Source organism: Bifidobacterium sp. FKU (genome assembly GCF_026016385.1).
In the GTDB taxonomy this organism is placed as follows: domain Bacteria; phylum Actinomycetota; class Actinomycetes; order Actinomycetales; family Bifidobacteriaceae; genus Bifidobacterium; species Bifidobacterium infantis.
The window spans coordinates 151,353-173,492 of record NZ_CP092888.1 but is presented as its reverse complement, the minus strand read 5'-3'; the positions used below and the strand labels follow the sequence as shown (position 1 = coordinate 173,492).

Here is a 22,140-nt window from a genome sequence, read left to right as displayed (position 1 = left end):
CATTACCCTTGCCTTTCGCCCCGCTACCAGCCCCTGCTGCCCGCAACAGCACAGGCCTATTCCATATCCATATCGAACGAATCGCCGTACGCGTCGCTGCCGCGTTCGACATCCACCGCGCGCAACAGATCGATGAGATTGAAGCCCCCATCATGATGCCAGCCGGATTTCGCCCGATCCATCTCACCGAGCGGACAGATGCGATTCACACCGACCTCGGCCAATGTATCTGCAAGACCAAACAGTCTGGTCGAATCCACAGCGACACCGCAGCTCTGCAGCCAGCCACGGCAGGAAGTCAATCCTCTGGCAGCGTCCAACAAATCTGGCACCGCCACCACGTTGACGGTGCGGTTCAACGGCGACATCAGCGAAGCAACATCCTCGTCGGCACCGCTACCGTCAAGTTCTCGATACAGCACCGACCATGCCGTGCTATGGCCACTGGCGAACACTGCGGCCTTCCCGCCCATCAAGGCTCTCATCTCAGCGTCGGTGCGCGCCCGCTGAATGGCCACGTTCTCGGCGTCACTCAATACGGAGCGCGGATATTTGCGCTGCTGATTCTCAAGCTCGCCACCGAGCAGCTGAGCCACTTCACGAGCGGTGAGGGCTCCATCAGTCTCCACGAACACGGTCTGCGGAGCCAGGCAGCTTTGCTGGTCATATGTGGCGATGTCAACAGCCACACGATGCACGGTATCGGCATAGGTATCAGGGCGCAAAGCCTCTCGGCCAATGAACGCCAACCCGACTTTTGCTCCGTAACCTAGACAGGGCTTTGATCCGGCGACTTTGCCCGCAATCAATTTGGTAGTCTGCGAAGAACCGTAAACAATCACGGCATCGGCCACATCGATGGCTGAATCCTCGAGCTGCTGCGAGCCGCCCTTCCATGGAACCACCGCAATGGCATCAGCGAGGTCGGAATTGACCATCGCAATGCTGCGAGCAAAGAACGCAGGCATCACCGGTTCGGAAAATGAAGATTTGCCAAGAATCGCGCCTTTGACCAGCAGGGTCATCGCCATGCTCCACACGGGAATCCCCGGCACATTGCTGGAGAACACCTGATAGGTGAGCGCCGGGCCCACATATTTAGAGTATCCCCCCGCCTTGTTCGGCCGGAATTCGTCGAGCATGGACGGCTGACCGATTTCGGAGTCCAGGAACCGGAGCAGTTCACGACGCCTGAACTGGCGCATATACCGTTTGAGCTCAATCCGCACCATGTCAGGCTCATATCCGGTGATTGCGGGAATCAGCAGTTCAGCCTGACGCCGCAGCTCAAAATCCGGATCGGCCCATAGTTGGGCCGCGTCGGCCACGATGTCGAGAATATCGTTGACACTCATCGCGGCAAGCGTGCGGTTGCGAACATCGGCAAGCTGCTTGGCAAGGGAAGTCACCTTTGGGCCATCCAGTCGCGGATAGCGCAAACGCTTCACCCCATCCGATGTGGCGACATCATAGATTTCGTAATCCGAAACATCCGCTCCCGAAGGCAGGTGGAAGACATCAATGGCCTGACTCACAGATTCGTCAGCGGTTGGCACTGATGACCTCGTCCACTGCGATTGAGCAACCACGGGCCTCGGCTCCCTTCGCCCGGCCCTGCAGCAGGAATCCGTCCGGAGTCCGGTAGCCAAGATCCTCGGTCAGAATACCGATGCATGAATTCCAATTGGCAAGGTCGTAATGGGCTATCACACCGGTCTCACCATCCTTGACGGGAGCCAGCGTTTCCGGATCAAGGAAGACCGTGCGCACCCAGGCGGGGTTCGCCTTGAGATAGTTGCTGGTGCCATCCGTATACCACGACAGAATATTTTGGTCATAGATCTGCGAGCTCAACTCGGTCATGCCATACATGTTGACGCAGTGGTGGCGCGGCACCCCCAGTGTCTGTTCCAGTTCGTCAAGCATCTGGTCTTCGGTGATGTCGCGCTTAGTGCTCTTGAAGCCGCCAGTGTCGAACAAGCGGCTATCGGGGGCCAGCGCGAACGTCAGATCATGCTCATGCAGGTAATCGAGCAGATACAGGTAGGATGACGAGACACCCATCAGCATCACCGGTTCGCCGTCGGACACCGCACGATTGAGGAAATCGATGATGCCATCGAATTTGAGCCCATGTTCATCGAAGAACACGCCGCTGCCTTCGCTGCCACAGAGTTCCACGGCCTTGGTGAGATACCGCGACAGTGAGGAGTTCTGGTTCATGTCCCACGCCGGAGAGATCACAGCAATGCGAATGCGTTCACGATCCGGCATGATGAAATGACGGAACGGCACAATCATCGATTCATCCCACACCTCAAGATCAGGGTGGAAGTTGCGCCCACGCATCTTGCCGCCATGCGTGGTTCCGCTCGTCATGAATACGGCTTTGCACTGCTCGGTCGGTATGGTCGAAAGGTCAAGGTGCTTGAACCCGTCCACCGGCATCGGCGGAATCTCCCGCCAATCCTTGAGCGTTGCGGGGGTGACGCGTTTAGCCGCGCAGTAACGACGGTACGGCAGATCATACGTGTACTGATAGATGAACACGTCGCGCGCCAACGCACCAAACGCCTCTTCCGGGGCCTGCTCACAGCCATAGGTATGGATAAAATCCAGAATCCCGCGCTTGATACGACGCGCGTCATCCATCACATCAGTCATTGCATCGCTCCTGTCAATATCCAATATCAACCAGCATTATCGTTCATCGTGCGCCGCAGCGCCAGTCCCATCCGCCGGATCGGCTGCTGGAACATCCACGGACGCCGGCGCACGATGCTTCGCCACCAAATCCGGAAGAGCGACGAACAGCGCATTGAGAATGATGGCGCTGAATACACCGACCATGATGTTGTTGCCAAAGAACACGCTTGCGCCGCCGGTCAGGCCGGAGAGCGCCTTGGGCAGGGCGATGCCGAGCAGCAGAGACATGCCGATGACCGTTTGACGGCGCTCGTCATCAGCGACCTTGCGCAAGGCTCGCAGACCGGTCACGATCAGGCTGGCCGCAGCCGGCAGGAAGATGCCTCCGACGACTGCCGAGGGAATGACGGACAGCAGCGCGCCCGCCTTTGGCACGAAGCCCAGAATCAGCAACAGAATGGCGGCGATTGTCACAGGCGTGCGCGTGCGCAGCTTGCCTTCGCCGGTCAGGTTGAGCAGGCCGACATTTTGCGGGTATGCGGTGGTGGTGAATCCACCAATCAGCGAGGAAATGGCCGAACCTGCCGCCTCGCCGGCGAGGCCGTAGCGCACCTGCTTGCGTTCGAGGGTCGTGCCTTGAATCTCGGAAGCCGCCTGATAGACGCCGAGAGCCTCCATGACGGCAACCATATAGGCGATGAAGAACGGAATGAAGATCTTCCAGTCAAACGTAAACGGCCCGTAAGGCATGAAGGTCGGCAGGCCCAACCATCCCTTGGAAGCCACAGGAGAGAAGTCCACCATGCCAAACGCCGCGGCGACCACGGTGCCGACGACAAGCGCGATGAGGAATGAGAACGACTTAAGCAGACCCTTGCCGAGCAGCGACAGGACAAGCACAATCGCCGTGGTCAGGATCGACACGGTCAGGATGTGCGGATCGGCAAACGTTTTGTCACCGGGAGCCCCACCAAGAAACTCGCTCAGCGTGAATCCGGACAGCGAGACACCGACCATGAAGATGACCACGCCCGAGATCATCGGAGAGAACAGGAACCTCATCCGCTCTATCGCACCGGTCAGGCACAGCAACAGGAACACAAGCGAAGCGATGAGAATGGACGAACTCGCCGCCCCCAGCATGCCAGCCGTACCTGCCGCGATCATCAACGCGTCAAACGCGGCTGACGGCCCCTGCACCACCGGCAGGCGAACCAGCCGAGTGGCCTGGATCAGAGTAACCAGGCCGGAGACGATGAAGATGGCGTTAATCATGTTCGACGATAGGGCAATAGATAAGCCGATTGCTCCGGCCACGAATACCGGATCAAGCCAAACATTGGAAACGAACACATGCTGGAAACCCAGCAGTACGTTCTGGGCGGTCAGCTCCTTGCGTATTGACATACGCTTCCTCTCTCTCAACGCGCATATGGGATGCCGAGCCGAACAGAGGAGTTCAACCGTCGTATTCCCTACGCGAGTGTTAGCTCACAGGTTCGAAGGGTTCGGCACATACCGTCTCAGCCTAAAGCACCCCTTACGAATCGGTTTTCGCACGTCACCGTAACAAACCTTGACATCTCCGTCAAGAAAAATCGTGCTTTTTTCGGCAGCTGCCCGATGTGAGATAACAAACAGTTTTACGAATGGAGAAGGAATCGAAGCAATGCGGCCAGACTCACCAACCCCACAGGACCATGGACTTGGAGCCGGCGGGAGTGAAGTTGGAGTCGCCGGTGGTGCAGGCAGCGGTATCGGCGGCGGTATCGCGACCGGGCAGTTCGCGGGTTTCGCGGCGGATGGCGTTGCGCCAGAGGCGGGCGCGGTTGGAGCGTTGCACCTCCACGATGTTGCCGTCTCGGCCAGCGGCGAAGACGCTTTCCTGGTCGCCGGTTTGCATGCGCTTGACTTCACGGCGCAACTGTCGATTCTCTTCTTCGAGCTCGAGGATGCGCGCGATACCGGAAAGATTGATGCCCTCATCCTGACTTAGGCGCTGAGCTCGGGTCAGGCGGGCAATGTCGCGCAGACAGTAGCGGCGTGCGCCGCCATCGGTGCGCTGCGGACGGACCAGACCCAGCCGGTCGTACTGGCGAAGGGTCTGGGGGTGGATGTTGGCCAGTTCGGCGGCCTGGCCGACGGTGAAGATGGGCAGTTCGATATCGAAGCCGACATCATCGGCTCCGTCGAGATCGGCCCTGCCCATCACCAGCGCGGTTGCGCACATTGCGTACAACTGCTTCATTTGGTTGGCTAACCGCGCCATTGTTCACCTCCTGATTACAGGCTGAGATAGTCGCCGGCTTTTTCGTCGAATTCTTTGGCGGCGTGCTTGACCGCCAGACCCGGCTTGGCGGGGACCATGATCTGCACGCGGCCGATCAGGTCGCCCGGCTGGTTGCCGCGCTGGACACCGAGTCCCGCGAGCTTGACCTCCGCGCCGGAGCTGGAACCGGCCGGCACCTTGAAGGTGACGGGATTGCCGTCGATGTCCTTGGCCTCGACCTTGCCACCGGCCACGGCCTGGCCCACGGTGACGGGCAGGTCCATGACGATGTCGTGGCCGCGCATCGAGAACGCGGCATCGGGCTTGACGGTGACGTGCAGGTACAGGTCACCGGCCTTGCCGCCATTGATGCCCGGCTTGCCCTTGCCGGCAAGCTTGATTTTCTGGCCGTCCTTGACGCCCGCAGGCACGTGGGCCTTGAACTTCTTGCCGTCCACGGACAGGGACACGGTAGCGCCCTTGACCGCCTGACGCAGGGTCAGGCTGATCTTGGAGTTGCGGTCCTCGCCGTTTTCGGGGCGCGGGGCCTCCTCATAGCCATAGCCGCCGGCATTGCCGTACGCCTGCTGGCTGTAGCCGCCTTGGCCTGCAGCACCGCCGAACATCGAGAAGATGTCGTTGATGTTGTTGGGGCCGCCGCCCGAAGTGGAGAAGCGGATGCGCGAGCCATTGCCGCCGGCACCCTGGCCGAACATGGAACCAAAGATGTCGGAGAAACCGGAAGCATCGAAGCCGCCGGCGCCGGAACCGCCGGCGAAGCGGGCGCCGCCCATGCCGAACTGACGAATCGCGTCGTACTTCTGGCGATCTTCCTTCTTGCTCAGCACGTCATAGGCTTCGGAGATGTCCTTGAACTTCTCCTCGGCTTCCTTGGTCTTGTTGACGTCAGGATGGTATTTGCGGGCGAGCTTGCGGTACGCCTTCTTGATGTCGTCGTCCGAAGCGTCCTTGGAGACACCAAGGACTTTGTAGAAGTCTTTGCTGAGCCATTCGTTTTCAGCCATTCATGTCTCCTTTCTAGAAAAGTCTTTATGATTGGCTCCCCTCCTTGAGGGGAGCTGTCGTCATAGGCGACTGAGGGGAGTTACGGCATCCGTTAAGCTCCCCTCAGTCAGCTTCGCTGACAGCTCCCCTCAGAGAGGGGAGCCGAGGTAAATATCAGCTCCCTCATCAGAGGGAGCTAAGGCACTGTCAACTCATTGCAGCGAACTGGTCGTCAGTTTTGTGGGGAGGCTACTACTACTCGGGCGGCACGGATTACGCGGTCGCCGATGCGGTAGCCGGCCTCAACCACGGTGTCAACCGTTTCCTTTTCGGCATTCGCGTCCGGCTTGTGCAGGATCGCGTCATGCTTGGTGGGGTCGAAGTCCTCGCCCTTTTCGCCGAACTTCTCGACGCCGAACTTCTCGAAGGCTTTGTCGATCTTGGTGGCAACGGCCTTGAACGAGTCGTCCATCTCGCTGTGTTCGCGAATGCGGTCGATATCGTCGAGGGCGGGCAGCAGCGCGGTCAGCACGTCGATGATGCCGTGCTGGCGGAAGCGCTCCTGCTCCTTCTGCGTGCGATTGCGGTAGTTGATGAACTCCGCACGTTCGCGCTGCAGGGCTTCGAGGTAGTCTGCGGCTTCCTTCTTGGCCTTGCCGAGGGGGGTGAGGGTGTCTTCGGAATCGGAGGGAGCGGAATCGGACGAGCTATCGCTCGGCTGTTCCGCTCCGGCGTTCGCCGGGGTCTCTCCCTCAGTCGCGGACTTCGCCGCACCAGCTCCCTCGTCAGAGGAAGCTTGGGATGCGGTCTCGGCTTTGGCCGAGTCCTGCGGCGCGGCGGAAGCGGCACCCTCAGCGGCCTGGTCGGGATCCGGCAGGTCGTTCAGGTAGTCGTCCTTGTTGAACTCGGACATCACTTGTTGTCCTTGTCGTCATCGTCGTCCACGACCTCGGCCTCGACGGTGTCGTCGTCGGAACCGGAGGCGGAGCCAGCGGAAGCGCCAGCGCCGGCAGCGCCAGCCGCACCGGCACCAGCCGCGGCACCCTCGGCACCCTGCTGGGCGTAGAGGACCTGGCCGATCTTCTGAGCGGCGGTCATCAGCTCGGTCTGAGCGGTCTTGACCTTCTCGGTGTCGTCACCCTTCAGGGCCTCCTTCAGGGCGTTGACCTTGTCGGTGACCTCCTTGACGATGTCGTCGGAGAGCTTGTCCTTGTTGTCGTTGACGAGCTTCTCAGTGGAGTAGGCGAAGGCCTCGGCCTGGTTGCGGGTCTCGGCGTCCTCCTTGCGCTGCTTGTCTTCGGCCTCGTGCGCCTCGGCTTCCTTGACCATGCGGTCGATCTCGTCCTTCGGCAGGCCGGAGCCACCGGTGATGGTCATGGACTGCTCCTTGCCGGTGCCCTTGTCCTTGGCGGACACGTGCACGATGCCGTTGGCGTCGATGTCGAAGGTGACCTCGATCTGCGGGACGCCACGCGGAGCCGGAGCGATGCCGGTCAGTTCGAAGGTGCCCAGCGGCTTGTTGTCGCGAGCGAACTCACGCTCGCCCTGGTAGACCTGAATCAGCACGGACGGCTGGTTGTCTTCGGCGGTGGAGAAGACCTCGGAGCGCTTGGTCGGGATGGCCGTGTTGCGATCGATGAGCTTGGTCATGATGCCACCCTTGGTCTCGATACCGAGGGACAGCGGGGTCACGTCGATAAGCAGAACGTCCTTACGGTCGCCCTTGATGACGCCGGACTGCACGGCGGCGCCGACTGCCACAACCTCATCCGGGTTCACGGACTGGTTCGCTTCCTTACCGCCGGTAAGCTCCTTGACCAGATCCTTGACGGCGGGCATACGGGTGGAGCCGCCGACGAGCACCACGTGGTCGATGTCGCTCACCGAGATGCCGGCATCGTGCAGCACGTTGTTGAACGGCGTGCGGCAGCGGCCCAGCAGGTCGGAGGTCATTTCCTCGAAGTGCGCGCGGGTCAGGGTCTCGTCCAGGTGCACCGGGGTGCCGTCGGGGGTCATGGCCAGGTACTGCATGGAGATGCTGGCGGAAGAGGAGGAGGAGAGTTCCTTCTTCGCCTGCTCGGCGGCTTCCTTCAGGCGCTGCAGCGCGATCTTGTCCTTGGACAGGTCGACGCCGTACTTGTTCTTGACTTCGGAGACCAGCCAATCGATGATCTTCTGATCCCAGTCATCGCCACCGAGGTGGTTGTCGCCGTTGGTGGCCTGGACCTGGATGGTGGAGAAGCCGTCGTCGTCCTTGCCGATCTCCAGCAGGGAAACGTCGAAGGTGCCGCCACCGAGGTCGAAGACCAGGATGCGCTCGTCCTCCTTGCCCTTCTCGAGGCCGTAGGCCAGAGCGGCTGCGGTCGGCTCGTTGATGATACGCAGGACGTTCAGGCCGGCGATCTTGCCGGCGTCCTTGGTGGCCTGACGCTGGGCATCGTTGAAGTATGCCGGGCAGGTGATGACGGCATCGGTGACGGGCTCGCCAAGGTAGGCCTCGGCGTCCCTCTTCAGCTTCATCAGGATCTGCGCGGAAATCTCCTGCGGGGTCCACTTCTTGCCGTCGATGTCGACGGTCCAGTCGGTGCCCATGTGGCGCTTGACGGAGGAGATGGTGCGGTCAACGTTGGTCACGGCCTGACGTTTGGCCACTTCGCCGACGAGGATCTCGCCGGACTTGGAGAAGGCCACCACGGACGGCGTGGTGCGCGCGCCTTCAGCGTTGACGATAACGGTGGGCTCGCCACCTTCAAGAGTTGCGATGCAGGAATTCGTGGTTCCCAGATCGATACCAACTGCGCGTGCCATAATGTGTGCTCCTTTGTGGGACTTGCGATTGCCCGGCCGGCGCCGCCGTTCGCCACGACCTGTTCGGGTTGTGACGCGCGGTGTGCACGAGCCGTCTCGCACGTGTTCGTTCTTTCGTTCTTCGCCCGGGTTTCGGTCGGTTCCTTGTGCGGTTCCTCTCGGTTGTGGGGTTTGCATTCGCAACCGCCCATTCCCGTGCTTCCGAAACTTGAGCCTACACCACTCAACTTTAAACCGCAAGTGCATATTCCCGGATTCGGCAAAAAACTTGAGCGATTCTCACTCAGGTTTCTGCGAAGCGCGGCACGCGGCACGTATCGCGTCACAGCCAAAAGCCGCCGGAAAACGATCGCCCGCCGGGCATCGGCTCGGCGGGCGATCGTTTTCCGGCGGCTGGACGACTCGGGATTACCGGTCGGCCAAGGCCGAATCAGTTGTTCCTGGCGTTACGCGCGGCCTTGATGAGCATCGCGATCGCAACCAGCATCACAGCCGCGATGGCGATGGCCATGACGGCGGTACCGGTGGCGCCCAGCGGGCCGGAGACCGCGGAATCGTTCGGCACCTTGCCCGAAGCGATCACGCCGTTCTTGTCGGTGCCCGGCTTCTTGTCGGCGGAGCCGGCGGCCGGCGCCTGGATGGCGACGGTCGCGACCTTGCCGGACTGGCGACCGGTGACGGTGAGCGTGTACTCGGCACCTTCCGACATCTTGTCGAGCGCGATCGAAGTGGTCTGCGCGGGCTTGACGCGCACGCCGGACAGCGGGGTGCTGGAATCGGACTTGGACACCACGGCGCCGTTCTTGTCCTTCAGTTCGTAGCTGAGCAGCGCGTCGCCGTTGAAACCGTCGACATTGGCGACGTAGCCGGCCTGCGTGCGGGCGACCTTCACGGTGCCGTCCTTGGAGAGCGCGTTCTGCTCGTCGGGGGAAGTGGCCAGGCCCAGGGCGCCGGCGATGGTGTAGAAGTTATCGGTCTGATCGGTCAGGCCGATGACGCGCTGGGCGCCGGGGCCGGAAGCGGCGATGCGCAGCTGGGTGCCGGTGTGCTCCATGTCGCCGCCGTTGTAGCCGCCTTCGGCGTCGGTGGAGGCTTCCTGGGCGGTGCCGTAGGAGACGACCATGTTGTTGCCGTCGGCGGACTTGAGCACGGTGGACAGCGCGTAGGCCGGCTGGGCGTTGAGGACCTGGGAGGTGTGCGCATGATCGGCGGTGACGATCACCAGCGTGTTCGTGAGGTCCACGTTCTTGATGGCGTAGGCGATGGCCTGGTCGAAGTCGTCGGTCTCGCCGATCTGGCCGCAGGCGTTGGCGTTGTGGTCCTGCTTATCGATCGAAGCGCCTTCGACCTGCAGGAGGAAGCCGTTCTTCTGACCGTTCGGGTTGGCGTTGAGCAGATCGAGCGCCTTCTTGGTCATGTCCTTGAGCGAGGCGCCACGGTTGCCGAGCCAGGCGTCATTCGGGGTGCACACGGTCGGGTTGGCGTCCTTGGCTGGATCCTTGGCGGTGGCCTTGGACGGGTTGAACTTGGTCGGCATGTTGCCGTCGCTCATCAGGGCGAGCACCGGCTGGCCATCCTTGTACTGCAGGGCGTTCATCGCGGCCGGGTCGTTCTCAACGGTCTGGAAGCCCATGTCCTTGGCCTGCTCCCACACGGTCTTGCCCTTGTATTCGCCACCCTGCACGGTCTGGCGGAAGTACTTGGAGCCACCGCCGATGGTCACATCGGCGCGGGTGTCGAGCAGCTGCTCGGAGATAGAGCCGATGCCGCCGTTCTCCTTGAGCTGGTTGGCGAGGCACTGCTTGGAGGCGTTGTTGGAAGTGCCGTCGGTCTTGCCCTGCGGGCCGTAGCAGGCACGCTCGGTGGAGTGCGATTCCAGTACGGCCGGGGTGGCGTCCTGGATTTCCGCGGTGGACACGTTGCCGGTGGCCTTGCCGGCGGCCTTGGCCAGCTCGAAGAGGTTCAGCTGCGGGTTGCCGTAGATGTCGACGTCGACGGCGTTGTTGTAGGTCTTGGTGCCGGTCGCCCATGCGGAGCCGGACGCGGAGGAATCGGTGACGGGGGTGAGCTTGCCCGGGTTGGGGTTGGCGACCAGCTTGCCGGCGGCATCCTTGCCGACGGCGCTGTCCTTGCTGCCGTCGCCGAGCGAGAAGGTCGTGTACTGGCCGGTGCCCGCCTGCACGTCGTCAAGCGCGCCGGGCTGACCGACCGCGTCCAGACCATCGAAGTGGCCGTTGGCGCCCTTCAGATAGTCGCGGGCGACGGTGATTTCCGAATCGCCCATGCCGTCGCCGATGAACAGCACGACGTTCTTCGCGCTCTTGTTGCCGATGGCGGCGATGCGCTGCGCCGCGCCGTGCTTGGCGAGCTCGGCGACCGACTTGCCGTTGGGGCTGTAGGTGCCGTTTGCGGCATCGACAGCAAACGCCGGAGCGGCGAGCGCGCCGAGCGTCGCAATGGAGGCGATCGCCGCTACGGCGCTCGTCAAAGCCTTGTGATTGCCCATTGTTCTTCCTTCTTCCATGCAGTGTCATCTGCGCCGTCCGGCCCGCACTCCTCCGGCCGCACCCGTTCGGCCGCGTCCGTCGTCGTCACGCCTTCCAGCTTTGCGGAACCGTTCCGCACCTGCATTGCTTGGATCTTTCGATTCCGGATTTCACGGTAGGCCTCACAAGCCAACGTCCGGATACCGCCGGAAGAACGCCGGGTGAACATTCTTCGTCGAATCGGCCGAGGCATCATCGCCGCATGAACCGGCAAAGCCATACACGATCCGCACCTGGCAGTACATGTTCTCGAAAATCCGCCCCGAATTCCCCGAGGCGGCGTTCGTCGCCGAATGTGGGCCGACCGAACGAATCGATGCAGGCCGGATTCGACATGAACTTCTACCTCGACTGGCGCTGGGACGGCCACCCGACGCTCTCCCCGCAGTCGTTCGTCATGCTCGGATAGCCCGCTAATTGCCCAACTCACCGAATATATTGCAATCGTTGTCAATATGAGTTACGGTAAAGACAGAACAACTCGGACATTGGTCTGCCAGATTGCCGGAACCTCAACGCAGAGCGGCCCTCGAACAGCAATGCAAACGACTAGCAGTACCCGATTTGCAAGCAAGGAGTCATCATGACCGACGCGCACGGCAACGACGCAGCGACCAGCACCGGCACCATCGCAGACGCCACCAACGACGCCGCTTCCGGTGCCTCGCAGCGTACGGAAAGCGCTGAACGACTCACCCGTCCGCTGGTCAAGCTGGCCAAAACCTGCGGGCTTGCCACCTCATTCATCGACCAGCTCGGCACCTACACCGAAATCAGCGACGCGGCCTTGGTCGCCGTACTCAACGCCCTCGACGTGGACGCATCCAGCGACGAGGCCATCGCACGCTCCATGACCCAACTTGAGGTGGAAAACAGCAAACGTTTGCTCCCCTCCACCATCGTTGCCACCACCGGCAAACCGACCGGCATCACCCTGAACTGTTCGTCGGACGCGGACATCACCGTCTCCATCGAACTGGAGGACGGCACCGCGTTTGGCCACTTTGCCCTGCTGCCGCACCTCAATTCCGGCAAGCCGGACTTGACCATCGCTCCCGATCTGCCGATGGGCTACCACACACTGACCGTCACGGTGGACGGGCGCGAGGGCAAGGCGGCCATCATCGCCGCCCCCGCGCGCATTCCCGTGCCGGAGGCGGTCGCCGAGCACCAACGGTGGGGCTGGATGACGCAGATGTATTCCGTGCGGTCTCGCGAATCGTGGGGCATCGGCGATTACGGCGATCTGAAGCTGCTGCTGGCGGACGCGGCCGACAAGTCCAAAGCCGACTTCATGCTCATCAACCCGATTCACGCCGGCGCGCCGATTCCGCCGCTTGAGCCATCGCCGTATCTACCGGAATCGCGCCGATTCCTCAACGTGACGTACATCCGCCCGCAGGACATCCCCGAATACGGCACGCTGCCGGCCGATATCCGAGCGCAGGTGGATGCGCTGCATGATTCAGTGGCCGCACGCAACGACGAATCGAACCCGATGGACATCAACGCGGCGTGGGCGGCCAAACGCCCGGCGCTGCGCCTGATCTTCGACGCGGGCCGCAACAACAAGCGCGAGCTCGAATTCGAGCATTTCAAGACCACCGCCGGCCCAGACCTCGATTCCTTCGCCACCTGGTGCCTGTGCTTCGAGGTATGGGGCGCGCCGTGGGGCGAGAACCGTTGGTTCTTCGAGAAGACCATCGACGACCCGGCCGTGCGCCAGCTCGTCGAGGAGCACCACGACCTGTTCGAGTTCAACCGCTGGCTGCAGTGGATTGCCGCCGAGCAGGTGAACGCCGCGCAGCAGGAGGCGCTGGACCACGGCATGACACTGGGTCTGATGCAAGACATGGCCGTGGGCGTGCACGGGCTCGGCGCGGATGCCTGGGCCAATCCGGAACGCTTCGCCTCCGGCGGCGTCACGGTCGGCTGCCCGCCGGACTTCTATAACCAGCAGGGCCAGGATTGGGGCCAGCCGCCGTTCAGCCCACGCTATCTGGAGGCCACCGGCTACCAGGTGTACCGCGAGATGGTGCATTCGATGTACGAGCACGCGGGCGCGGTGCGCATCGACCATGTGCTGGGCCTGTTCCGCCTGTGGTGGATTCCGCAGGGGCTCGGCGCCCTCAACGGCGCATACGTAACGTACAACCACGAAGCGATGCTGGGAGTACTGGCCATCGAAGCCACGCGCGCCGGAGGCATGGTGGTTGGCGAGGATCTGGGCACCGTGCCGGATTACGTGCGCCGCATTCTGGCCGATCACGGCGTACTCGGCACTGACGTGGAATGGTTCAACCGCGTGGACGATTCGCCGAACGCCGGCGACCCGTACCGCGCACCCGAGGACTACCGCAAGCAGGCCTTGGCCTCGGTGACCACGCACGATCTGCCACCCACCGCCGGCTACCTGAACTTCGAACACGTCAAGCTGCGCGAGGAGCTGCATCTCCTGAGCGAGCCGGTGGAGGCGTTCGCCGCCTCGGCGATGGCCGAACGCACGGCCATGATGAACCGTCTGGTGGAGAACGGCTATATCTCGCAGACCGTGGCGGATGATGTGGAAGGCCATGTGCAGGAGATCGTGGAGGCGATGCACGCCATGCTCACCGATACGCCGTCGCTGCTGCTGCAGGCAGCGTTGGTGGACGGCGTGGGCGAATGCCGTTCCCAGAATCAGCCGGGCACTTCCAGCGAGTATTCGAACTGGCGCGTGCCGCTGGCGGACAGCTCAGGCCACGTGGTGCATACCGACGAGGTCTTCGACCTGCCACGCGTGCAGTCCCTAGCCGCCGTGATGCGCCGAGAGAAGCGGTGATCGATTCCGGCAATGGGGAATTGGCCTAAATCGGCTTCGAGGGGCTGATTTGGCCTTTCCCGGACATCTACTTCCGTTTCAAGGGGCTGGTGCCCAAGTAGACCCAACGCGAGAACGGCGGAATGACGTTGGCACAAAGTCGTTTGCACTTGTGGTTTCACCGGCAAGGAGCCCCTTGAAACGGAAGTAGATGTCCGGGACACCCTAAATCAGCCCCTCGTAATCGAGATAGCCGAAGACGACGACTTGTTATGGGCATGTTATCGTTGTCATGACAATGATTGTTCGCGACGGCGAAGGAGCGACGGCATATGACCAAGGCAAGCATTCAGGCAGTGGCCCGCGAGGCCGGCGTTTCCGTATCCACGGTGTCCCGAACCTTCGCCAAGCCGGATCTGGTGCTTCCCGAGACTCGAGACCGAGTGATGGCCGCGGCCGAAAAGCTCGACTACTCAGTCTCACGCTCGGCCGCCGCCCTAAAATCCGGCCAATCGTTCCGTATCGCACTACTTGCCAGCGAGACCATCGCCAGTTGGTTCAATTCGAACATCTTCGCCGGTCTTGACTCGGCGCTGCGCCCCTCCGGCTACGACACTGTGCCCTACCCCATGCGCAACGCCGCCGAGCGCCACGACTTCTTTGCGGATTTGCCCGTGCGGCGCAATGCGGATGCGGTGATTGTCAGCTCCTTCGACATCGAACCGGCTGAGGTGGAGCGACTGAAGCATATGCACGTGCCGATTGTCGGCATCAACATCCCCTCCACCGATGGGTTCGACGCAGGCGTGAGCATTGATGATTACGCCGCCACACGTTCGGCTATCGAGCACCTGATTGCACTCGGCCACCGGCATATCGCGTTCGTCGGCAGCGCACCGACCGAAACCAATATGCGCTACAGTGCCGAGGCTCGTTTGCAGGGCGTCATTGATGCCGCTGCCGCCCATCCGGGGATCGAGCTAACGCCCCTGAGCATTCAACGCGGTCTTGGCGAAAGCAACGCGGCATTGAACGCCGTACTGAACGCCTCCCCCAGCATCACCGCCTTCTGTTTTGAGGATGATGAAATGGCCGCGCCCGTGCTGTATCGCCTGCGTCAATACGGGCGGCGGGTACCTCAGGACATTTCCATCATCGGCTTCGACGATTCCGCCCTGTCCGCCGCCGTGGGACTGACCACGCTGCATCAGGACCCGTTCGCAATGGGCGCGACTGCCGGGCACATGGTATTGGATGCCATTGCCGGCAAGTCAATCGAACCGGCATTCGCACGGCCGGACACTCCGCTAATACTGCGCGAAACCACCGCGCCGCCTGCCGCGACAGCAGCGCCCGCGCAGGCGTGAGCACGTTGCCACCGCAAAACGCCGATAAATCGATTGTTGCATGCGTAATTCACATGATATCGTTGTCATCATTAATACAACGGTTGGGCCTTCACACAGCAGTTCGGGCGCGACCGGAACAACCCAACCACAACGCACCCGTAACAGGAGGGAATCGGCATGACCGCCAACAACCTCAATGACGACTGGTGGAAGCAGGCCGTCGTCTACCAGATCTACCCGCGCAGCTTCAAGGACGTCACCGGCGACGGACTCGGCGACATCGCCGGCGTCACCGAGAAGATGGACTACCTGAAGAACCTCGGCGTCGACGCAATCTGGCTCTCCCCGTTCTACCCCTCCGATCTGGCGGACGGCGGCTACGACGTGATCGACTACCGCAACGTCGACCCGCGCCTAGGCACCATGGAAGACTTCGACGCGATGGCCAAGGCCGCGCACGAGGCCGGCATCAAGGTGATCGTGGACATCGTGCCCAACCACACCGCTGACAAGCACGTGTTCTTCCAGGAGGCCCTCGCCGCCGAGCCTGGCTCCCCGGCGCGCGACCGCTACATCTTCCGCGACGGCCGCGGCGAGCATGGCGAACTGCCCCCGAACGACTGGTAATCCTTCTTCGGCGGCCCGGCCTGGGCGCGCGTGGCCGACGGCCAGTGGTATCTGCACCTGTTCGATAAGGCGCAGCCGGACGTCAACTGGAAGAATCCGGACACCCACGAGGAGTTCAAGAAGACCCTGCGTTTCTGGTCCGACCACGGCACCGACGGCTTCCGCATCGACGTGGCGCACGGCCTGGCCAAGGACCTCGAATCCAAGCCGTTGGAAGAGCTCGGCCGCGAATACAGCGTGGTCGGCGTGCTGAATCATGACTTCAGCCACCCGCTGTTCGACCGTCGCGAGGTGCACGATATCTACCGCGAATGGCGCAAGGTGTTCAACGAGTACGACCCGCCGCGCTTTGCCGTGGCCGAGGCGTGGGTGGTGCCCGAGCACCAGCACCTGTACGCTTCGATGGACGAGCTGGGCCAGTCCTTCAACTTCGACTTCGCGCAAGCCAACTGGTATGCCGACGAGTTTCGCGAGGCCATCGCCGCCGGACTCAAGGCGGCGGCCGAAACCGGCGGTTCCACCACCACGTGGGTCATGAACAATCACGACGTGCCGCGCAGCCCCTCCCGTTACGGCCTGCCGCAGATCAAGGGCGCGCCCTACCACCAGCTGCCGCACGACTGGCTGCTGCGCAACGGCACTACCTATCCCGAGGATCGCGAGCTTGGCACTCGCCGCGCCCGCGCCGCCGCTTTGATGGAACTCGGCCTGCCCGGCGCCGCCTATATCTATCAGGGCGAGGAGCTGGGCCTGTTTGAGGTGGCCGATATTCCGTGGGATCATTTGGAGGATCCGACCGCTTTCCACACTGCTCAGGCCACGATGGACAAGGGCCGCGACGGCTGCCACGTGCCGCTGCCGTGGACCGCCGCCGATGAGCCGGCCTTGGCCGATTTCAGCCGTCCGACTCCGGCCGATGACGGTACCGGCGAGAACCATGTGCCGCTGTGCGCCGCCGGCCAGTTCGGCACGGGCGCTTCCTTCGGCTTCTCGCCGGCTACGCGCGCTGAGGGCGTGACGCCGGCCGCCGACCCGCACCTGCCGCAACCGCTGTGGTTCAAGGATTACGCGGTGGACGTGGAGCAAGCCGACCCGGACTCGATGCTCGCGCTGTATCGCGCCGCACTGGCGATTCGCCAGGAGTCGCTGACCGCCACGCGCGACACCACGGCCGAGCAGGTGGACATGGGCGACGATGTGGTGGCGTACACCCGCGCGGCGGTTGGCGGGCGGGTGTTCACCTCAATCACCAACTTCGGCAATGCCCCGGTCGCGCTGCCCGATGGCTCCGTGGCGCTGGCGTCCGGCCCGCTGACCCCCGAAGGACAGCTCCCCACCGACACTTCTGCGTGGGTTGTTCAGTAGTGCTTTTGCGAGCTTACCCGACGCCAGTCATCCATCTTCTCCGGATGCTGGCGTCGTCCTTTTTCCCGGCTAAGCTGTCTCCATTTCGGGGATGACTGCCCTTTCTTTCCATTCGCGACATGCCAACCCCGAAATACTTAATAATATTCTATATACTTAACAAGAGATGTGAATCTTACAGATTTTCGTTAAGGATTGAGGTCGACATGGATGCCGAGCATTACATTCGCGAGACACTTGGTCTGCCCTGCCAAATCACTTCTTGGGATGGCACTGCCTCACTGCCGCTATTTCTGGCCAACGGACGGACATTCAGCAAACTCACCATCGACAACACGAGCATGCTAATCGCGAGCGGAGAGGCTCACCCATTCAGCATCACACGCGTCACCGCCGACGCCAGCAGGCTTGAGCAGCGGACGGATCTGCCTATTGTCTTTCAGTTTCCCCGGCTTTCTGCATACCAGCGAAAAGCCCTGATTCAGAATCACGTTCCTTTCATCGTGCCCGGTACCCAACTGTATATCCCTGCACTGGGCATGGTGTTCACCCAGCGCATCTCCTCACGGCCGCTGGAGAACGCACAGGATATCGAGGTGCGACCCTTCTCCCCCGCAACACAGCTGGTCTGGCTGTATTTGCTCTACTCCAACGAGAGCAAAGTCCAATCAGATATTGCCCGAGCGCTTCAGTTTACCGAAGCTCAGGTCAGCGTTGCCGTGACGCTGTTAGAACAGCTGGCATTCGTGCACCGCACCAAGCAAGGCCGCAGCAATAGCGTCGAACTACTGACTTCAAGGCAGACCAGCCGACTTGATTTACTGAAATCATCTTGGCATCTCCTGAAGTCACCAATATTCAGCAAATATACCGTCACGAATCGCAATCGCCAGATGATTGCCGACGAGCTGATTCCGGCCGGCGAATTTGCTCTTTCGCGCAGGACGCAACTGTCCACCCCAAAACTGCGAATCTATGCCGTTGAACGTCATTGGCTCAAGCAGCACAACAAGGAACTATGCATTATCGACCCCGCTTTGGAAAAGGTGCCAGATAATGCATATATTCTGGAGCTGTGGAGGTACGATCCCCGCCTGCTTGCTCAATATACGCAGGAAGACTACCTTGCCGACCCCATTTCCACGGCCCTGACTCTTGGTGAGATTGCCGACGAACGTTTGGAAGACGCCATACAAGAATCCATCCGCAATACTTTCTCAGGAGCGACAATATGACACAAGGCCTGCAGCTCATCAGAACGGCCTTTGCCGGCTACGAAGATTCTTACGTAATCATCGGCGGCACCGCTTGTGCCATCATCATGACCGACAACGACCTGGACTTCCGAGCCACCAAAGATATTGACATGGTGCTGATTGCCGAGGGACATCTTCGCGAGTTTGCACAACGATTGTGGTCTTTCATTCGCGATGGCGGATACACCTCTATCACGAAGAACTCCGCACAGCCTCACCTGTACCGTTTCATGCACCCCAGTACGTACGGGTATCCCACTATGATCGAGCTATTTTCACGTCACCCTGACTTCCCTATTGTGCCGAACTCGTTCCTGACGCCATTGCATATTGCAAACGACGTTTCCAGCCTGTCAGCCATCATGCTGAACGACAGCTACTATCGGCTACTGCAGCAAGGCCGCGAATCAATACAAGGCATCAGCGTGCTTAACGAGAAATATCTCATTCCTTTCAAGGCGAAAGCATGGTTGGATCTCAACGCCCGAGAACAACATGGCGAGCACGTAGACGGAAAAGATCTCAAGAAGCACAAATATGATGTATTCCGTTTGGCTCAACTACTTGCTCCAGAGGATCGCGTGTCTCTCAACGACGAGGCCTACCATGATCTCGCTGATTTTCTTGGGGAAATATCCCATGAAACGCTTCCGATGAAGCAGCTCGGCATACGGGGAACACAGCAAGACATCATTGATTTGATAGCCGGCGTATATCAACTGTCTATCCCACCACGCGATGAATCTTCTACCACGATGTCAGCGTAATTTTGTATTCCGCGGAATAAAGCCGTTTTGCGTCACCACGTGGTGGGTAGTTTGCTACGTCGTGGGGATTTTACTACGTGGTGGAGGTTTGACTATATGGTGGGACCATGCGAAAGGCCGCCGCTCCGAATGAATCGGAGCGGCGGCCTTTTGGTACGTGCTGGGTACTCTCCTCAGGCGCTTATGCGCCAGCGGGAGCTACAGGGGCTCACTGAACCTGGGCGCGGGCGATCTTGCCGGTGAAGGAGTTGGCCTCGTCGGCATCCTTGACGCCATCCTTGTTCCAGGAGAACATGGCGCGCAGCTTCGGGCCGACGGTCTCGATGCGCTCGTTGGAGTACTTCTCCTGCAGTTCCTTGAAGTGCGGGGCGCCGGCATCCTGATCGTCGATGAACTCCTTGGCGAAGGAGCCGTCCTGGATGCGCTGCAGGTGGTATTCCATGCGCTTGCGGCAGTCCTCGTTGATGACGGTGTTGACGTAGTCGCCGTACTGGGCGGTGTCGGAGCAGGACCAACGAGCCTTGTTCAGGCCGCCCTCGTTCATCAGATCGACGAGCATCTTGAGCTCGTGGCAGACCTCGAAGTAGGCGATCTCCGGCTGGTAGCCGGCGTCGGTCAGGACTTCGAAGCCCATCTCGACGAGCTTGTTCACGCCACCCATGAGCACGTTCTGCTCGCCGAAGAGATCGGTCTCGGTCTCTTCCTTGAAGGTGGTCTTGATGGCACCGGCGCGCAGAGCACCGAGGGCCTTGGCGTAGGCCAGGGTCAGAGCCCAACCATCGCCACGCGGATCCTGCTCGACGGCCACGACGACCGGCACGCCACGGCCAGCGGCGTACTCACGACGAACGATGTGACCCGGGCCCTTCGGGGCAACCATGAACACCGGGTGATCCTCAGACGGCTTGATGTAGCCGTAGTGAATGTTGAAGCCATGAGCGAACGCAACAGCAGCACCCGGCTTGATGTTGGGCTCGATGTCGTTGGCCCAGATGGTGCGCTGGTACTGGTCGGGGGCCAGGATCATGATCACGTCGGCCTCGGCGGAAGCCTCGGCCACGGACTTGACCTCGAGGCCCTGCTCCTTGGCGAAGTCGACCGACTTGGAGGTCGGACGCAGGCCGACGACCACGTCGACACCGGAATCGCGAAGGTTCAGCGCGTGGGCGTGGCCCTGGGAGCCGTAGCCGATGATTGCGACCTTCTTGCCTTCGAGAACAGAAAGATCACCGTCGTTCTCATACCAGATCTGTGCTGCCATTATTGGCACTCCTTTTCAGTAGTGGGGTGTGGCGCCACGGGCGCCGGGGTATCTACGGTGTGCAGATGAGTCCTGTTTTGCAAGGATTGTGTCCCTCAAACCGAGTTCAATACTACCGACAACGTGGCCACAGCCCGGTCAGAGTCCACAACGTGAGCTATTTCACGCCAGAGCATGAGAAATAGACTTGCCACCCCCGCATAGCAATTCCAAAACAAGAGTTGCGCCAGCGTCCGCCTCCATCAATCACTGAAATAAATATCGTGGTGAAGGGCACATCCAGGATTGAACCGTGCGCCGCAGCAAGGGCAGCACGGAGTAACAGACTCCATCGCCCGCCCGTATTCGCGAGGCGTCATCTGGTGCCGGCAGACACCGCACATCACAGCGAGCGAATCCATGTCTCGCCACGCGATGCGATCATGTCCAGCCAGTTCATCATGGCACCGGTAGCAAGCGTAATATTCGTCACAGCAGGCGAAACGATTCGCAACAACATCCAATGGCGAATGCCAGTGAACACATCGCCCCTGACCATCCACGAGACGCCCGCGAATGGCTGGATTCCAGCCTTTGTCCTGCGATCCGTCACTCACGCCGTTCACTATGCCTCCCCTTTCCGGCTATGACCAATATTCAGTGTTGCACAAGTAGATGCACTATTTTTTGTACAGGCCAACCAATCGCACGCCGCTCATCATCGTTAGCATGAGTGCTCGTTATTACAACTCGTCATGTGCAGCGGTCTGCGACCCACACTCGTGCAAGCAATATGCCGCACGAGCTCCATGGGGAGCATCGGGCGGAGGGACAGATTCGGCCGAAAGCACATGGCAACTACTATGAAGGGACTGTATTTATTATGGCTTCGCATGTTCATTTCACGAGCCGCGACTTGGTGCGCATTGCCATGTTCGCCGCGTTGCTCAGTGTGTTCAGCTTTATCCGCATTCCTGTTGGTCCGGTACCGATTACTCTGCAAACCCTTGCTGTGATGTTAGCGGGTCTGATTCTGGGACCGGTGAATGGAATGCTGTCGGTGTTGCTGATGCTCGTACTCACCTTCGTCGGCATTCCCCTGCTTGGCGGCAACGGCGGTCCAGCGATTTTCGTGGGTGTAAGCGCTGGATATCTGTACGGCTGGATTCTTGGAGCCTTGGTGATCGGACTTATCGCACATCAGGGCCATCGTCTGGTGTGGTGGAAGAGTGCGCTGGCAAGCCTGGTTGGCGGCGTACTGATTCCGTATGCCATCGGATTCCCGGTTCAGGCATTGGTTATGGGCGCTCCTCTCAAGGGTGTTATTATCTCCGGCATGATCTTTGTTCCCGGTGATATCGCCAAAGTGGTGATTGCCACGTTGATTGCCACCGCGCTGATGCGCGCATACCCGGCCGCATTCCCCGAATCGTTGCGCGCTAGCAAATGATCGTCTTCGACC

Annotated in this window: 16 protein-coding genes, 1 pseudogene and 1 riboswitch; of the genes and pseudogenes, 6 read left to right on the top strand and 11 right to left on the bottom strand. The window is 60.9% G+C overall.

Translation table 11 applies throughout. The features are described 5' to 3' along the window. Positions 1-56: 56 nt before the first annotated feature. From MMB48_RS00770 to MMB48_RS00730, 9 genes are all read right to left on the bottom strand, one after another. Positions 57-1,556 (bottom strand): acyl-CoA reductase, encoded by a 1,500-nt coding sequence (locus MMB48_RS00770; protein WP_032745005.1) that lies wholly within the window; start codon positions 1,554-1,556, stop codon positions 57-59. Beyond that, positions 1,543-2,664, bottom strand: coding sequence for a coenzyme F390 synthetase (locus tag MMB48_RS00765; RefSeq protein ID WP_032745007.1), 1,122 nt, complete (start codon positions 2,662-2,664; stop codon positions 1,543-1,545). The genes MMB48_RS00770 and MMB48_RS00765 overlap by 14 nt, the downstream gene beginning before the upstream one ends. A gap of 36 nt (positions 2,665-2,700) precedes the next feature. Beyond that, a complete protein-coding gene (locus MMB48_RS00760; protein WP_032745008.1) occupies positions 2,701-4,053 on the bottom strand; it encodes a solute carrier family 23 protein in 1,353 nt (450 codons plus the stop codon). A gap of 47 nt (positions 4,054-4,100) precedes the next feature. Continuing rightward, positions 4,101-4,197, bottom strand: a riboswitch (TPP riboswitch). Positions 4,198-4,327: 130 nt separating this feature from the next. Next, positions 4,328-4,915 carry a heat shock protein transcriptional repressor HspR gene (locus tag MMB48_RS00755; protein ID WP_012576594.1) on the bottom strand — a complete coding sequence of 196 codons (588 nt, stop codon included), beginning with the start codon at positions 4,913-4,915 and terminating at the stop codon, positions 4,328-4,330. 14 nt (positions 4,916-4,929) lie between these two features. Then, positions 4,930-5,940: a DnaJ C-terminal domain-containing protein gene (locus tag MMB48_RS00750; RefSeq protein WP_032684209.1), complete on the bottom strand. Its 1,011-nt coding sequence runs from the start codon at positions 5,938-5,940 to the stop codon at positions 4,930-4,932. Positions 5,941-6,152: 212 nt separating this feature from the next. Continuing rightward, positions 6,153-6,833, bottom strand: coding sequence for a nucleotide exchange factor GrpE (gene grpE, locus MMB48_RS00745; RefSeq protein WP_032745009.1), 681 nt, complete (start codon positions 6,831-6,833; stop codon positions 6,153-6,155). Next, a complete protein-coding gene (gene dnaK, locus MMB48_RS00740; protein WP_032745010.1) occupies positions 6,833-8,728 on the bottom strand; it encodes a molecular chaperone DnaK in 1,896 nt (631 codons plus the stop codon). Before dnaK ends, grpE begins: the two co-directional genes overlap by 1 nt. 430 nt (positions 8,729-9,158) lie before the next feature. Continuing rightward, positions 9,159-11,234 carry an alkaline phosphatase gene (phoA, locus tag MMB48_RS00735; RefSeq protein ID WP_032745012.1) on the bottom strand — a complete coding sequence of 692 codons (2,076 nt, stop codon included), beginning with the start codon at positions 11,232-11,234 and terminating at the stop codon, positions 9,159-9,161. Next, positions 11,213-11,494 carry a hypothetical protein gene (locus MMB48_RS00730; protein WP_136527177.1) on the bottom strand — a complete coding sequence of 94 codons (282 nt, stop codon included), beginning with the start codon at positions 11,492-11,494 and terminating at the stop codon, positions 11,213-11,215. Before MMB48_RS00730 ends, phoA begins: the two co-directional genes overlap by 22 nt. Positions 11,495-11,857: 363 nt before the next feature. On the opposite strand from MMB48_RS00730, the gene malQ reads away from it, so the two are divergent. From malQ to MMB48_RS00705, 5 genes and pseudogenes are all read left to right on the top strand, one after another. After that, entirely contained in the window at positions 11,858-14,095 is a 2,238-nt protein-coding gene (gene malQ / locus MMB48_RS00725; RefSeq protein WP_032745014.1) for a 4-alpha-glucanotransferase, read from the top strand. A 311-nt stretch (positions 14,096-14,406) separates the two neighbouring features. After that, the gene (locus MMB48_RS00720; RefSeq protein ID WP_032745016.1) at positions 14,407-15,441 is read left to right on the top strand and encodes a LacI family DNA-binding transcriptional regulator; all 1,035 of its coding nucleotides are present in this window, start codon (positions 14,407-14,409) and stop codon (positions 15,439-15,441) included. Between the two features lie 159 nt (positions 15,442-15,600). Then, positions 15,601-17,415, top strand: a pseudogene (locus MMB48_RS00715) (alpha-amylase family glycosyl hydrolase). Between the two features lie 206 nt (positions 17,416-17,621). Further along, positions 17,622-18,650, top strand: a complete 1,029-nt coding sequence (locus MMB48_RS00710) for a membrane protein (RefSeq protein ID WP_032745017.1) — start codon at positions 17,622-17,624, stop codon at positions 18,648-18,650. Continuing rightward, positions 18,647-19,438, top strand: a complete 792-nt coding sequence (locus MMB48_RS00705; RefSeq protein WP_032745018.1) for a hypothetical protein — start codon at positions 18,647-18,649, stop codon at positions 19,436-19,438. Before MMB48_RS00710 ends, MMB48_RS00705 begins: the two co-directional genes overlap by 4 nt. A 208-nt stretch (positions 19,439-19,646) precedes the next feature. Here MMB48_RS00705 and ilvC read toward each other — a convergent pair whose 3' ends face one another. Both ilvC and MMB48_RS00695 read right to left on the bottom strand, forming a co-directional pair. Then, positions 19,647-20,699 carry a ketol-acid reductoisomerase gene (gene ilvC, locus MMB48_RS00700; protein WP_007051650.1) on the bottom strand — a complete coding sequence of 351 codons (1,053 nt, stop codon included), beginning with the start codon at positions 20,697-20,699 and terminating at the stop codon, positions 19,647-19,649. Positions 20,700-20,941: 242 nt separating this feature from the next. Then, a complete protein-coding gene (locus MMB48_RS00695; protein WP_230581282.1) occupies positions 20,942-21,241 on the bottom strand; it encodes a CHY zinc finger protein in 300 nt (99 codons plus the stop codon). 320 nt (positions 21,242-21,561) lie between these two features. On the opposite strand from MMB48_RS00695, the gene MMB48_RS00690 reads away from it, so the two are divergent. Continuing rightward, positions 21,562-22,128: a biotin transporter BioY gene (locus MMB48_RS00690; protein ID WP_012576584.1), complete on the top strand. Its 567-nt coding sequence runs from the start codon at positions 21,562-21,564 to the stop codon at positions 22,126-22,128. Positions 22,129-22,140 lie beyond the last annotated feature (12 nt).

What these genes read in the sequence shown, in the direction of transcription:
- MMB48_RS00690 (WP_012576584.1), top strand. Translation starts at nt 21,562, where the DNA reads ATGGCTTCGCATGTTCATTTCACGAGCCGCGACTTGGTGCGCATTGCC.
- MMB48_RS00720 (WP_032745016.1), top strand. Translation starts at nt 14,407, where the DNA reads ATGACCAAGGCAAGCATTCAGGCAGTGGCCCGCGAGGCCGGCGTTTCC.
- grpE (WP_032745009.1), bottom strand. Translation starts at nt 6,833, where the DNA reads ATGTCCGAGTTCAACAAGGACGACTACCTGAACGACCTGCCGGATCCC.
- dnaK (WP_032745010.1), bottom strand. Translation starts at nt 8,728, where the DNA reads ATGGCACGCGCAGTTGGTATCGATCTGGGAACCACGAATTCCTGCATC.
- MMB48_RS00760 (WP_032745008.1), bottom strand. Translation starts at nt 4,053, where the DNA reads ATGTCAATACGCAAGGAGCTGACCGCCCAGAACGTACTGCTGGGTTTC.
- phoA (WP_032745012.1), bottom strand. Translation starts at nt 11,234, where the DNA reads ATGGGCAATCACAAGGCTTTGACGAGCGCCGTAGCGGCGATCGCCTCC.
- MMB48_RS00710 (WP_032745017.1), top strand. Translation starts at nt 17,622, where the DNA reads ATGGATGCCGAGCATTACATTCGCGAGACACTTGGTCTGCCCTGCCAA.
- malQ (WP_032745014.1), top strand. Translation starts at nt 11,858, where the DNA reads ATGACCGACGCGCACGGCAACGACGCAGCGACCAGCACCGGCACCATC.
- MMB48_RS00755 (WP_012576594.1), bottom strand. Translation starts at nt 4,915, where the DNA reads ATGGCGCGGTTAGCCAACCAAATGAAGCAGTTGTACGCAATGTGCGCA.
- MMB48_RS00750 (WP_032684209.1), bottom strand. Translation starts at nt 5,940, where the DNA reads ATGGCTGAAAACGAATGGCTCAGCAAAGACTTCTACAAAGTCCTTGGT.
- MMB48_RS00730 (WP_136527177.1), bottom strand. Translation starts at nt 11,494, where the DNA reads ATGGCTTTGCCGGTTCATGCGGCGATGATGCCTCGGCCGATTCGACGA.
- MMB48_RS00765 (WP_032745007.1), bottom strand. Translation starts at nt 2,664, where the DNA reads ATGACTGATGTGATGGATGACGCGCGTCGTATCAAGCGCGGGATTCTG.
- ilvC (WP_007051650.1), bottom strand. Translation starts at nt 20,699, where the DNA reads ATGGCAGCACAGATCTGGTATGAGAACGACGGTGATCTTTCTGTTCTC.
- MMB48_RS00705 (WP_032745018.1), top strand. Translation starts at nt 18,647, where the DNA reads ATGACACAAGGCCTGCAGCTCATCAGAACGGCCTTTGCCGGCTACGAA.